This is a genomic window from Acinetobacter kookii, from assembly GCF_900096895.1.
In the GTDB taxonomy this organism is placed as follows: Bacteria; Pseudomonadota; Gammaproteobacteria; order Pseudomonadales; family Moraxellaceae; genus Acinetobacter; species Acinetobacter kookii.
Genome location: NZ_FMYO01000001.1, coordinates 669303 through 683016 on the forward strand (window position 1 = coordinate 669303; position 13714 = coordinate 683016).

Consider the following 13714-nt stretch of genomic DNA (forward strand, 5'->3'; position numbering starts at 1 on the left):
GAGGATTTTCTCAATGATGCGGATTGGTTTGTTCTTGCTAACCAACCTCGCGGTACTGGTAGTAGCTGGCATTATCTTGTCACTCTTCGGTGTCGGTAGTTACCATGGCGCGGGTGGCTTAAATCTAGGCAACCTACTAGTGATCTGTTTTGTCTTTGGTATGGTTGGCTCTCTCATTTCGTTGTTTATGTCGAAATGGATGGCAAAAAAGTCTACCGGGACAGAGTTAATTGACCCGAATGCGCCTCGTAACCAGGCTGAAGCATGGTTATTACAAGAAATTGCGCAATTATCGCAACGTGCCGGCATTAACATGCCAGAAGTGGGTATTTTCCCATCTTATCAGTCGAATGCTTTCGCTACAGGCTGGAATAAAAACGATGCATTGGTTGCCGTTTCAACCGGCTTGCTCGAACGCATGAATAAAGACGAACTTCGTGCGGTGCTTGCGCATGAGATCGGTCACGTCGCCAATGGTGACATGGTTACGCTTGCCTTGATTCAAGGTGTAGTCAACGCCTTTGTCATGTTCTTTGCCCGTGTGGTCGGTGACTTTATTGACCGTAATGTCTTTGGCCGTGAAGATGGCGAAGCACCGGGACTGGCTTATTTTGCCATTACCATCGTACTGGATATCGTGTTTGGTATTCTGGCTTCTGCCATTGTGATGTGGTTCTCGCGTCATCGCGAATACCGTGCCGATGAAGCCGGTGCACGTTTAGCCGGTAAACAGGCCATGATTTCTGCATTATTGCGTTTACAGGCAGAATCTGAACTGCCAGATCAAATGCCAAAAGAAATGAAAGCATTCTCTATTGCAGAAGGTAAAGAACAAGGTTTCAGCCTGGCTGCTTTGTTCCAGACCCATCCTACCATTGAACAACGTGTAGCTGCATTACAACAGTTAAATTGCCCATAATCTGTTAAGATAAAACAGAATAAAAAAAGCCTCCAGCATGGAGGCTTTTTTATGACTAGCTTCAATACAACAGGCTGTCATTGAAAGACAATTACACACGCCACTCAATATGCATGATTGACAGCAAAATCATCGATTGTTTGATCTTGCAGGGGCTAAATATTTAGTGTTTGCCACCATTGCCATAACCAGCTTAATCCCCACCACATGGCAAGGGCCAATATAATGATAAAAATAACGCCCAACAGGTCAGGAAGATGCAGCCAGATCCAGGCCACCACAGGGTTACGCCAAAATGCAGAAGACTGCTGCTTCTGTTCCAGACGTTCATGCAAAAAGGGATGGGTGACATGGGACTCACTGCGAATCTGATACTCCTCACGAATATGATCATGCACAATCGCTAAAGCTTTGCGGCTTGGACGAATAAAAACGTCAAAAACCGTTCCAGCAACAGGAATAAAACCGACTACGGCATCCATCATGGCCAATTTCATCACCGGAGTCAGCTTGTTTTGCGGTACGCCAATTTGCTTGGCTTTATAGATGGCATAGCAGGTCAAGACAAAGCCCGCGACATCTCCAGCTACAGGAATGGTACTTAAGGCAGCATCCGCCCCCACCCCTTGTTTGGTAAAGGGAATACGCACCACCGAATCCATCATATTGGCAAACTTGGCTAAATCGCGCTCCAAACGTATGACTTCTTGCCGGCTGAGTTTTTGTTGTTCAGACATCGCTGGTTCCAAAGAAAAGATCGCTCTAACTGCTTGAGATTACATCATATCTGTGCGGTTTGAAGTGTATGTATATAATTAACAAGTGAACGTGAATCACACTGCCCATCCCATTCCATGCTGAACTGATGAAGAGATTGATCTTGCCTCAACTGCTTCATTAACCTGTTCCATTCTCAGAACCATTCAATAAGCCCCTGTTGCTGCAAGGCTATTGAATGGTTGAATTGAATTCAGGTTATACCCGGGTTTTGGTTTTCAACAGCGTGCGAATCAGCACATACATAAAGGGAATAAAAATCAGCACCAAGATGGTCGCGAAAATCACCCCACCCAATACGCTCACGCCAATTTCCTGACGGCTGGCAGCACCCGCACCAAAAGCAAAGACCAGTGGAATCACCCCTGCACCAAAAGCCAGGGAAGTCATCAGAATCGGGCGTAAACGCAGGCTGGCCCCTTCCAGTGCAGCCTCAATCACACTGCGGCCTTGCTGCTCTGCAAGGGAGGCAAACTCAACAATTAAAATGGCATTTTTACAGGACAGGCCAATGGTGGTGAGCAAGGCAATCTGGAAATAAATGTCGTTCGGAAAACCGGCAAAATAACTGAACAGGATATTACCGCCAATCCCCAAAGGAATGGCAGTTAATACTGCTGTAGGAATAGACCAGCTTTCATAGAGTGCCGCCAGACACAGGAAAATAAAGCCGATTGACAGCACATACAGCAATAGCGCCTGATTACTCGAGCGTTTTTCTTCAAAGGACAAACCGCTCCATGCCACATCTATACCCGGGTGCTGTGCCACCAGCTGTTCAACATCACCCATTGCCACGCCCGAGCTGACATCTTTGGCGGTATCTGCTTCCATTTGCAAGGCGGTATAACCCATATAACGATTGACCACATCCGGCCCGCCACTCCAGCTGACCGTGGCAAAATTGCTAAAGGACACCATCTGGTTCAAGTCATTGCGCACATACCAGTATTGCAGGTCTTCAGGTTTGGAACGAAATTCCGCATCGCCCTGCATCATCACCCGTTTAATCCGGCCACGATCAATAAAATCATTGATATAGCTGCCGCCCCAGGCGCTTGCCAGGGTACTGTTAATGGCTGCTTGCGACAGACCATTGGCCATCGCCAGTTTCTGGTCAATATTCACCTTTAAGCCTGCTTTATCTGGATTTGAACGCTTGTCCAGATTTTCAAAACTGCTGTATTGTTTTGCCTGCTGCTGCAATTGCTTAAACTGGCTATCCAGATAGGCACGACCTTGGCCATTGATGTCACGAATCCAGAAATCCAGCCCGTCAGTTTGGCCTAAACCACTGACTGAAGCGGGCATCGTCACATTAATTTGTGCATTCGGATTGTTTTTAAAATGCTTTAAGGCGCGCTCACGAATGGCTTGAGCCGAATTTTCTTTGCCGGAGCGTTCATCCCAAGGCTTTAAGGCAATAAAACCCTGACCTAAGTTTTGTCCCGTTCCGGCCATATTACGGCCATAACGAACCATCACCAGATTGACATTATCTTTTTCATTTTTCAGGAAATACTGTCTGATTTGCTCTCCAATTTCGGAACTTTTCGACATCGGTGCACCATCTGCCAGCTTAAACTGCACGTTTAAAATGCCCTGATCTTCACTGGGAATAAAACTGGTCGGTAAAGCTCGATAGAACAGCTCAAAAACACTGATCAGTACCGCAAAAATGACCAGGCAAATCGCCTTATGTTGCAGACTAAGATTGGATAATTTTAAATAACCATGTTTTAAGCCATCCAGTTTTTGGTTAAACCAGACCGCCCATCGGGCAGGTTGTGGATTCGGCTTTAAAATCAGGGCACATAAAGCTGGAGTTAAAATCAGGGCAACAGCCAGCGATAAAGCCATGGCAGCAACCAGGGTAATGGAAAACTGGCGATAAATCACACCCGTAGAACCGCCAAAAAAAGCCATGGGAATAAACACGGCTGTGAGTACCAATGTAATTCCGACCAATGCCCCACTAATTTCCTGCATGGATTCAAGTGATGCTTCTTGAGCCGTCAAGTTTTTCTCATGCATCAGCCGCTCAATATTTTCCACCACCACAATCGCATCATCCACCAGCAGCCCGATCGCCAGAACTAGGGCAAACAGGGTGAGCGTATTGATACTTAAGCCCAAGACATACAATACTGCCATGGTCCCCAGCAGAACCACCGGTACGGTAATGGCAGGAATCAGGGTCGCGCGCCAGTTTTGCAGGAACAGGAACATCACTACAATCACCAGCAACACGGCTTCAACCAGGGTTTTCACCACTTCCTTGATGGATTCTTTTACAAATGGCGTGTTGTCACGCGGATAAACCAGCTTATAGCCTTCAGGAAGCTGCTTCGAAATCTTATCCACTTCAGCCTGAATCAGGGCTGAAGTCGCCACGGCATTGGCACCGGAAGCCAGCGAAATGCCCATCCCGGCAGAAGGAAAACCGTTAATGGTATTAAAAGATTGATAATTTTCTGCCCCCAGTTCAACCCGGGCGACATCTTTTAAATAGATAAAACTGCCATTACGCGCAGATTTGACAATGATATTTTCAAATTCAGGCACCGTTTTCAAACGTGAACCAGAAGTGACTTTGGCATTTAAATACTGGTCTTCTACAGTCGGCAAATCCCCCACCGCCCCTGCTGCCACCTGGGTATTTTGTGCTTCAACCGCTGCGCGGATATCACTCGGCATTAAATTGTATTGTTTTAATTTTAAGGGGTTTAACCAGATGCGCATGGCATATTGCGAACCGAACACATCCACTTCGCCAATACCGTCTATACGCGCCAGCTCTTCTTCCAGATGGGTCTGCATATAGTCCGACAGGGCAATGCTGTCACTTTTACCCGAGGCATCATACAGGCCAATGACCATGTGCGTGTCACCCAGTGACTTGAATACATTGACACCCTGACGTTGCACTTCATCCGGTAAACGGTTCAGCACACCATTAATCGCATTTTGTACCTGGACTTGCGCCGTATCCGGATCGGTCCCATTTTCAAAACTGATGTTAATGCGGCTACGACCAGATGAATCGCTGCTGGAACTAAAATACAGCAAATGATCAATACCTTTAATTTGCTGTTCCAGCACCTGGGTGACACTTTCTTCCACCGTTTCTGCTGAGGCACCATTATAGCTGGCACTGACACTAATACGTGGCGGTGCGATATCCGGAAAACGCTCGACCGGTAAACTCAGCGTTGCAAACACACCAAAAGCCATCAAGATGATGGCTAAAACACCGGCAAAAATCGGTCGATGAATGAAAAATCTAGACAGCATATGTCCTGGTCACTTAAATGGTGAGGAATAAAAATTCAACGCAATCATTGAACCCTTAAAATGATGGATTTGATATTGATAATCAATAACAGAAATATACAAGCCAATCATATTTAACAGAAAAAATCAGACTTTGCCTTAAATAAGGAGAAAATATGGAGATAATTTTTTTATCAAAAGCTTATTTCTTGTAAATTTTACTCCTGCCCCAAATTTTTTACTGTTTTTATTTCATTATTTTAATTGAATTTAGTGAATTAATTTTTAATTAAGCAATGCCGAATATGATTGCCCAAATTATTGTCTGTTTGAGCACCATGAATTCTTATTCCCCCTTTAAAGGCAAGACCGGTGTTAAGCGTGTCTTGAATGCAACCCAGTATTCTCTTGCCGGTTTTAAGTCTGCCTTTAGCCATGAAGCCGCTTTTCGCCAGATCGTCCTGATCAATATAGTCCTTATTCCAGGCAGTTTTTTTCTAAATGTGACCGCGGTTGAACAGGCCCTGATGGTTGCCGTCTGTTTACTGGCTTTGATTGTGGAATTATTGAATTCAGCAATTGAGGCGGTGGTCGACCGTATTTCCCTGGAAAAGCATCCTCTTTCAAAAAATGCCAAAGACATGGGCAGTGCCGCACAGTTTGTCGCGCTTGGCATCATCTTTTTTGTGTGGCTGATTATTTTAATGAAATAAGCATTTTATTGCTTTCATTTTTGCAGCTTTTAAAGCAGCAGCTTTTATCGCATGTTTTTATATCGCATTCTAGACTTTGAAGCATAAAAAAACCCGGCTTGCGCCGGGTTTTTCGGATCAGTTCAGTGCTTAGTGAGCAGCGAATTGGTTCATTGTGTTTTTAGCATCATCGTGCGCTTTAAGAGCGTTGTCACCAGAGAAGATTTCTTTGTGATCATCACCGATGTCAGAACCCGCCATTGCTTGGTGTTTAACACAAGCGATACCGCCACGGATTTCTTTACGCTGTACGCCAGCAACATAAGCCAACATACCTTCAGAACCGAAGTAACCTTGAGCAAGCTCGTGAGTAGAAAGAGCAGCTGTGTGGTAAGTCGGAAGTGTGATCAAGTGGTGGAACACACCTGCTTCACGAGAAGCATCTGCTTGGAATGTACGTACTTTTTCGTCAGCGTCTGCAGCCAATTCAGTGTTGTCGTACTCAGCGCTCATTAATTTAGCGCGGTCGTATGCAGAAACGTCTTTACCTTCAGCAACCCAACGGTCGTAAGCTTGTTGACGGAAGTTTAAAGTCCAGTTGAACGATGGAGAGTTGTTATAAACAAGTTTCGCATTTGGAACAACTTCTTTCACACGGTTAACCATGTGTGCAATTTCTTCTACGTTTGGAGTCGCAGTTTCGATCCAAAGCAGGTCAGCACCGTTTTGAAGGCTGGTTACACAGTCAAGTACAACGCGGTCAATTTGAGTGCCTTCACGGAACTGGTACAAACCAGAAGCTAAACGTTTAGGACGGTGAAGTTTACCATCACGCTTGATCAGGATTTCGTCTTCTTTCGCTTCAGAGATGTCAATTTCTTGAGTGTCTAAGTAGCTGATGTATTGAGAAGCGATGTCGCCTGGCTCTTTAACCACTGGGATTTTTTGAGTCAAGTCAGCGCCTTCAGAGTCAGTACGTGCAACGATGATACCGTCGTCAAGACCCATTTCCAGGAACGCGTAACGTAAAGCGTGGATTTTAGCGATGAAGTCTTCGTGTGGAACAGTTACTTTACCAGCTTGGTGACCACATTGTTTCGCATCAGAAACCTGGTTTTCGATTTGTAGTGCACATGCACCCGCTTCGATCATTTTCTTAGCAAGCAAGTAAGTCGCTTCTTCGTTACCGAAACCAGCGTCGATGTCCGCAATGATTGGCACAACGTGAGTTTCAAAATTGTCGATTTGCGCAGTGATTTCAGCAGCTTTAGCAGTGTCACCAGCGTCTTGTGCTTTTTTAAGTGCACGGAACAAATCGTTTAATTCTTTTGCGTCAGCTTGACGTAAGAAAGTGTAGATTTCTTCGATCAATGCAGGAACAGAAGTTTTTTCGTGCATAGATTGGTCAGGAAGAGGACCGAATTCTGAACGAAGTGCAGCAACCATCCAACCAGAAAGGTAGATATAACGCTTGCTTGTAGTACCGAAGTATTTTTTGTTCGCAATCATTTTTTGTTGCGCAACAAAACCGTGCCAGCAACCTAAAGATTGAGTGTATTTGCTAGAATCGGCATCGTATTCAGCCATATCACGACGCATAATCGCAGCTGTATATTTAGCAATGTCTAAACCAGTTTTGAAACGGTTTTGCATTTGCATACGTGCAGCATCTTCAGGACTGATGTCTGCCCAAGTGTTGCCGAATTTTGCTTTTAATTCGCGGATTGCATCAATCGCTGTTTGGTATGTAGTCATGATATTTTCCTGTAATAATATTAGGATTTCATCAAGCGAAGGCTAAAATCACACTCATATTATTTGTTCAGATTTAGAGCGCTTCGTTAAGATGAACACAGATTAGATTGAGTTAAAAAATTAATCCAATATTCTCGATTAATTCTCAGTATTTATTTAAAAAATATGTAGATCAAAGTCGTATTATGTTTATGTTTCAAAATTTTAAACCATTGTTTTAATTTAATTTATTTATAATATGCAAAATCATTTCTTGCTTACAAATTGTTCATTATGCTGCATTTTTCTTCATTAGACTTAAGTCTTGACTGCTACTGAAAAAGCTTGACCCGACATTTTCTCTCTCATTTTCGTACTTTTTTCCTATATTTTCAAAATGCAGCTGTATTTTATTTATGCTCATTTTGACTTTTATAGATTAAGGATTCCCCTTACCTTTACAGCGTTTTGAACCCCCCGCTCAATTCCCGGGACTTATTTAAAACTTGACGCAATCATCATCGCCTCTCCTGGATTCTGGCTATATTCGATCTGTATAAATCTCTCATTTATCTCGTTTCTTTTTTCATCAATATTCCTACACAAGCCTTGTCGCTTATGGCATAATCGAAATAATTTCATGAGTTTATTTTCGGTATTTCTTTTATGAATCTGGAGCGGGTCGATCTCAATCTATTAATATATCTTGATGTACTCCTTCGTGAAAAAAATGTAACGCGTGCTGCAGAACAATTGGGTGTGACCCAGCCTGCCATGAGTAACATTTTGCGTCGTTTACGTAACTTATTTAATGATCCGCTGTTAATTCGTTCTTCGGAAGGAATGACCCCTACAGAACGTGCTCTGGAATTACAACCTCGTATTCGCGATGCCCTTTCTGACCTGTCCATGATTTTAGAACCGCGTACCGAATTCCGTCCTTATACTTCAAACCGTGTTTTCCGTATCATGACCTCGGATTATGCGGAAGCGACTTTAGTCCCGCGTTTGGTCAAAGCATTACGCTCCGAAGCACCCAATGTCGTACTGGACTTTTTAACCCCAAGTGACGTGTCTTATCGTGACATGGAACAAGGCAAAGTCGATCTGGCGATTAACCGTTTCAATGAAATTCCGCAAAGTTTCCATCAGGTGCTGGTTTGGCGAGACAGTTTTTCCTGTTTGCTCAATAGCAAACACCCTGCCGCGGGGAATCTAAACCTTAAAAGTTATTTAGATGCACAACATATCTGGGTTTCTAAAACAGGGATGGGTGTTGGTTTTGGTGTGAACCCGGAAAAACAGGCCGGTTTAGGCTGGATTGATCAGGCTTTAGAGCGTATTGGTCAAAAGCGTAAAATTTCGGTCTTTACCCGTCACTATCAAATGCCGGGGTTATTGGCTGCCAATGTTGACCTCGTTGCGACTTTGCCGACACGCATCGCGCGTTTACAAGCCAAGAATCAAAATTTATTGATGAAAGATCCGCCCTTCTACATTCCCGAGTTTGAATTGAAGATGGCGTGGTGTCCGTTATTGCATCATCACCCGGCACATCGCTGGTTGCGTCAGCTCATTCTGTATGTGGCCCGTCAGATGATTGAAGAAGAAAATCGTGAATTTTTAATGAATAATTCCCAATTTTCACATTATTAAGCGCAATTTTTCTTAAATTCTTCTTTTTTAAGCTTATACTGTATTTAGTCAGGTAGTCATTCCATTACTACCTGACGTGCTTTTATGTTAAAAATATTCATAATAATGATGATCCACAGGTGGATTTGTGAGCCTCTTTCAAAATATCGTCATCATCATCATCCTCATTGCAGGTGCGGGATTCTTATCACTCACCGAAATTGCCCTGGCGGGTGCACGTAAAGTTAAACTGAAAATACTGGCTGAATCTGGGGATGAGCGTGCTCAGCAGGTCTTGGATTTACAGGAAAATTCGGCAGACTTTTTTGCAGCTTCACAAATCGGTCTAAATGCTGTTGCCATTCTTGGCGGTATTTTAGGTGAAGGAGCTTTCCGTCCTTATTTCCTCGAACTGGTTTCACGTTTCTATACGGGTGCGTGGGCCGAAACGATCGGTTTTGCCTTGTCTTTTACTTTGGTCACGTCATTATTCATTCTGTTTGCAGACTTGATGCCAAAACGTCTGGCCATGATTGCTCCCGAAAAAATTGCCGTGTCTGTAATCAACCCGATTCAAATTTTTATTCGGGTATGTAAACCACTGGCGTGGATGATCAATGCCATTGCCAATCTGTTGTTCCGCCTGTTCAAGGTCAATACCACCCGTGAAGATAATATTACTTTTGATGATATCTCTGCCGTCATGGATGCCGGTGCACAGGCAGGCGTATTGCAGAAACAGGAACATCATTTCATTGAAAACGTATTTGAGCTTGAAGAACGTAATGTGCCTTCAAGTATGACCACACGTGAAAATGTGGTGTTCTTCACCCTTAAAGAATCAGAAGCCAGTATCCGGCAGAAACTTGCTGAATATCCCTACTCCAAGTTTCTGGTGTGTAGTGAAAATATTGATGATGTGATTGGTTACGTCGATGCCAAGGATATTCTTGTACGCATTCTGAACAACCAGTCCTTACTGCAACTCAATGAAAGTACCATCCGTAATGTATTGACCATCCCGGATACTTTGACTTTATCTGAACTACTGGACCGTTTCCGTTCCACCAAAGAAAAGTTCGCGGTGGTGATTAACGAATATGCCTTGGTGGTTGGCGTAATTACCTTGTCGGACATTATGATTACCGTGATGGGTGACTGGGTAACTCCGATAGAAGCAGAACAGCAGATTATTAAACGTGACAACAATTCCTGGCTGATTGATGGCAGCACGCCAATTGAGGACCTGAAACATGCCCTTGAAATTGATGAAATGCCAGATGAAGAAAATTATGAAACGCTTGCCGGTTTCATGATGTACCGTCTACGCAAGATTCCGCGTCCTGCCGATACCGTGATTTATGGTAACTATAAATTTGAAGTGGTCGATGTAGACCATTTTAAAATTGACCAGCTTCTGGTTACACGACTTTTAAAGGAAATGGAAAATAATCATAATGAAGAATCAGAATAGTCTGATTCTTCTCACTTTTTTAGAAAATAACAATAATCATGGAATAAAAATAATGAATTTTTCGCTGAGTGCCCTGCTTGCCTGTCTGAGTTTCTATTCCGGCCTTTATCTAATTTATTATTTTTTCGCCAGGCAACCACAGCCGCTTCTCCTGATACTTGCAATTGTATTATTGATCTTTGCTTGCTGGATTACACCCTATGGTTATGAACGCCAACGTAAAAGTTATGATCAGACCATGCGTTTAGGCGAATATCTTTGTTATCCTTTGATCACCTGGTGGCGACTTTTTATTTGGCCGATCCGTGCCTTGTTAGCATGGTTCTATCCATAAAAAATCAAGCAATAAAAAAAGCACCCCACGGTGCTTTTGTATGTCCAGTTTTAATATTGCGCAATTAAAGCATCTAAAACTGCTTGATAGTGAATGGCAATGTCATCTTCCAGAATCTTGTAAGCATTGTCGAACTGTACCATTGGCCAGCCTTCTTTCCAGAACGGGAAAATATTATGCAAGTCGTGAGTCACAGTCGCATCTTCACGGGTAATGGCTTGGGCAATCTGCGATAAAACCTGGGCTGTTTCGGCACCATCAATAGCCAAATAATCAATGCCATGGGCTTTTAAAATACGGATACGGTCTTTTTTATAACGAATTTTTTTGCTTTGTGCTTCATTTAAATGAAGTGCCAAAGTCACGGCTTCAACAAACTTGCTTTCAAAACTGGCATTCAACGCAACCAAGGCATTTTTATGTGCTTCTTGGCGACCAGCTTTACCACCATTACGGATCATCTCTTTCGCTTCAGTATTCAGCACATCGTTTTTCATGGACTGTAAAATGTCTAAAATTTCGATATCGCTTAAAGATTCAGGAGATTGATCAGTCATGAACTGTCCTTGGACAAAAATAAGAAAGAACTATTTTCGCATAATTCCTCACTGAATACAGGAATAAAATTAAGCTCCCGATTCGATTCATCATTTAGCGGGTTGAAATGTGATCCTCAGACCAAGCAGATAAACGCAATAGATCTTAGCTGCTATAAATACGCTAAAAATAAACAGAGGCAAAATTCAATATTGCGAAACGCGCTAAAAATTTAATTCATGCTCAATAAGCCAATAAAAATGTGCTTTGAAATAAAGAAATTCATGAATTTCAGATTTTTCCCTATTAAATACTCTTAAATCCTTTATATTGGCTCTACTTTTTATGTTTCTTTAATTCTTATGATCAGCAATAAGCAAACTGCACTTTTTTTAAAACAACTTCGGGAACAGTACCCGGCAGCTTTTAAAAGAAATTATTTGTTTTACAGCATGATCAAAACCAAGGGAATTTTAGACGAACTGAAAGAGCTGATTCCCTGGGTTCTGGCTGCGATGATTTTTATTTCGCTTTCGATGAGTCTGGGTCATTTCATTGCTAGCCAATTTCCGCAATTTAATGCTTTTCGTGCTCAAGGCATTGCTGTTTTAGCCATTATGTTATTGTTTATGCTTTATACGCCCGTGGTCATCAAACAGATCAAACACAGCTCCACGTCTTTGTATCAGCAACTTCGCCATACTCCGGTAAAACTGGCGGTACTGATTGTGCTGCAAACCATCAATATTGCTTATATTGAAAGTACATTTCTACAGATTATTCTGTTTTTCTTTGCCTTGAGTTTTGGTTTTGTTCATTTTTATAAAGAAAATATGTTCCGTGAAAGTACACAAAACGAGCAATATTTTTATCTGCAAGAAACCCGCCGCATTTGTTTTTGGGCCTATAAGCAGGTGTTAAAAATTCAGTTAAAAAGCCTATTCATGAACAAAAACTCAGCCGCCCTTCACTCGCTACAACAACAAGAAAAACAGTTTATCGATTTGCATATACAGCTGATTCGTTATGAAAATGAACTGTGTAAAACACACAAGCATATAGATGTCGAAACCTATCTGGATAGCTTGATGTAAATGACATACCTTTTAAGGACAAAAGCCCATTCAAAGTCGTGTTTTATAGTGATAAGCACATGAATTGATTGAAAAGAAAGCAAATACATGCAAAGGCACTTGCCAAGTTTTATTTCCTCCACTATTATGGCGCACATGCCCGAGTGGTGAAATCGGTAGACACAGGGGATTTAAAATCCCCCGCCCACAAAGCGTGCCAGTTCGAGTCTGGCCTCGGGCACCATTTTAATACTATTTAAAATGGTGCAATAAAAGACCCAGCGATAAGCTGGTTTTTTTATGCCTGAATCATTCAATCATAGTAAACCAATAAAAAAGACAGAATAAAAATGAAACGATTTAAAATGCATTGCCGGCTGTATATCAGCCTGTTGATATTAATGAGCACAACCTTGACTCACGCAATAGAAGCTGTTGAAAATTCCCAAGCCCAAGAGGTCTATGATTTATTTTCTGGTACCGTTCGCGAAAATCAGGGACAACTTGTTTTAAATCATTGTACTTTAGCGAAGTATTCCTATCCCCTTCATTTTAATCATCCGGAAGATGAAAAGCGGATTAGAAGTTTACTGCGACAAGATCCGTTCTTTTGGCTCAATCTCAGAGCAAGAGCGTATAGTGAAAACGAGAAATTTCATTTGATGGTAGATGGGATAGCAGAAATTCATATCCAGGCAAGTTGCCATTTAAGCGATCTATTGTCTAATTCAGCTAAACTTTAGACATAAACTAACAAATAGAGAGTGACTTACCACTCTCTATTCGATACCAGTTCTTCCATTTCAATATCCATATAACCGTGATCTTGCACCACCATCATCATGGCTTCAGCAATATAATCGGCTGCGGTGTCATCCAGTGACGAGTCAAGATCTTCAAACTGCGGTTTCATCTTATTAATCAAAACCACTGTTTCGGCAGCATAATGATAAATTTCACCTTCAGATAAATCAGGTTTTTCTACCTTCTTTGCAAACTGTTTTATGGCCTGCTTGACTTCAGCCACAAGAATATCGGGATAATATTCATCATCAAACATCGGGAGAAGTAAATCTTCAAACATACAACACTCAAAAAAGACATGCATTAAAGCGAGCTTGTATAACACAAAGCAACAAAATTACCAAACGCCACTATAGAAAGGCGATTTAACCCAGTTCTTTTTTATGCAAATTTCTTAAGGGCAATTAAATCAGATTGATGAGCTGCCCTATTGACAATGCTGAGTGGAAAACAAAATACACC

The 13714-nt window shown here is 42.3% G+C and carries 12 protein-coding genes and 1 tRNA gene; 8 read left to right on the forward strand and 5 right to left on the reverse strand.

The annotated features are described in order from the left end of the window. Positions 1-13: 13 nt before the first annotated feature. Positions 14-919: a protease HtpX gene (gene htpX / locus BLP85_RS03225; RefSeq protein WP_092818693.1), complete on the forward strand. Its 906-nt coding sequence runs from the start codon at positions 14-16 to the stop codon at positions 917-919. A gap of 155 nt (positions 920-1074) precedes the next feature. Here htpX and BLP85_RS03230 read toward each other — a convergent pair whose 3' ends face one another. Both BLP85_RS03230 and BLP85_RS03235 read right to left on the reverse strand, forming a co-directional pair. Then, positions 1075-1656, reverse strand: coding sequence for a DUF4112 domain-containing protein (locus BLP85_RS03230; RefSeq protein WP_092818694.1), 582 nt, complete (start codon positions 1654-1656; stop codon positions 1075-1077). A gap of 238 nt (positions 1657-1894) precedes the next feature. Next, positions 1895-4990, reverse strand: coding sequence for a multidrug efflux RND transporter permease subunit (locus BLP85_RS03235; RefSeq protein WP_092818695.1), 3096 nt, complete (start codon positions 4988-4990; stop codon positions 1895-1897). A gap of 317 nt (positions 4991-5307) precedes the next feature. Between BLP85_RS03235 and BLP85_RS03240 the strand changes: the two genes are divergently transcribed. Beyond that, positions 5308-5682, forward strand: a complete 375-nt coding sequence (locus tag BLP85_RS03240) for a diacylglycerol kinase (RefSeq protein ID WP_092818964.1) — start codon at positions 5308-5310, stop codon at positions 5680-5682. 129 nt (positions 5683-5811) lie between these two features. Here BLP85_RS03240 and BLP85_RS03245 read toward each other — a convergent pair whose 3' ends face one another. Then, on the reverse strand, positions 5812-7416 hold the full coding sequence (locus BLP85_RS03245) for an isocitrate lyase (RefSeq protein WP_092818696.1): 1605 nt from the start codon (positions 7414-7416) through the stop codon (positions 5812-5814). 645 nt (positions 7417-8061) lie between these two features. Here BLP85_RS03245 and BLP85_RS03250 point away from each other — a divergent pair. The 3 genes from BLP85_RS03250 (at position 8062) to BLP85_RS03260 (ending at position 10838) form a co-directional block, all read left to right on the forward strand. Continuing rightward, positions 8062-9051, forward strand: a complete 990-nt coding sequence (locus BLP85_RS03250) for a LysR family transcriptional regulator (RefSeq protein WP_086196263.1) — start codon at positions 8062-8064, stop codon at positions 9049-9051. Positions 9052-9178: 127 nt separating this feature from the next. Next, positions 9179-10504, forward strand: coding sequence for a polyamine export protein PaeA (locus BLP85_RS03255; RefSeq protein WP_092818697.1), 1326 nt, complete (start codon positions 9179-9181; stop codon positions 10502-10504). Positions 10505-10556: 52 nt separating this feature from the next. Further along, positions 10557-10838, forward strand: a complete 282-nt coding sequence (locus BLP85_RS03260; protein ID WP_092818698.1) for a hypothetical protein — start codon at positions 10557-10559, stop codon at positions 10836-10838. Between the two features lie 50 nt (positions 10839-10888). Here the strand turns inward: BLP85_RS03260 and BLP85_RS03265 are convergent, their stop codons facing one another. Then, positions 10889-11395 (reverse strand): hypothetical protein, encoded by a 507-nt coding sequence (locus tag BLP85_RS03265; RefSeq protein WP_092818699.1) that lies wholly within the window; start codon positions 11393-11395, stop codon positions 10889-10891. Between the two features lie 342 nt (positions 11396-11737). Here BLP85_RS03265 and BLP85_RS03270 point away from each other — a divergent pair, with 342 nt between their 5' ends. From BLP85_RS03270 to BLP85_RS03280, 3 genes are all read left to right on the forward strand, one after another. Then, on the forward strand, positions 11738-12469 hold the full coding sequence (locus BLP85_RS03270) for a hypothetical protein (RefSeq protein ID WP_092818700.1): 732 nt from the start codon (positions 11738-11740) through the stop codon (positions 12467-12469). 137 nt (positions 12470-12606) lie between these two features. Next, a tRNA-Leu gene (locus BLP85_RS03275) sits at positions 12607-12692 on the forward strand. 157 nt (positions 12693-12849) lie between these two features. Continuing rightward, positions 12850-13191, forward strand: a complete 342-nt coding sequence (locus tag BLP85_RS03280; protein WP_092818701.1) for a hypothetical protein — start codon at positions 12850-12852, stop codon at positions 13189-13191. Between the two features lie 26 nt (positions 13192-13217). On the opposite strand, the gene BLP85_RS03285 is transcribed toward BLP85_RS03280, so the two are convergent. Then, positions 13218-13532, reverse strand: a complete 315-nt coding sequence (locus tag BLP85_RS03285; protein WP_092818702.1) for a DUF5713 family protein — start codon at positions 13530-13532, stop codon at positions 13218-13220. Between the last annotated feature and the right edge of the window lie 182 nt (positions 13533-13714).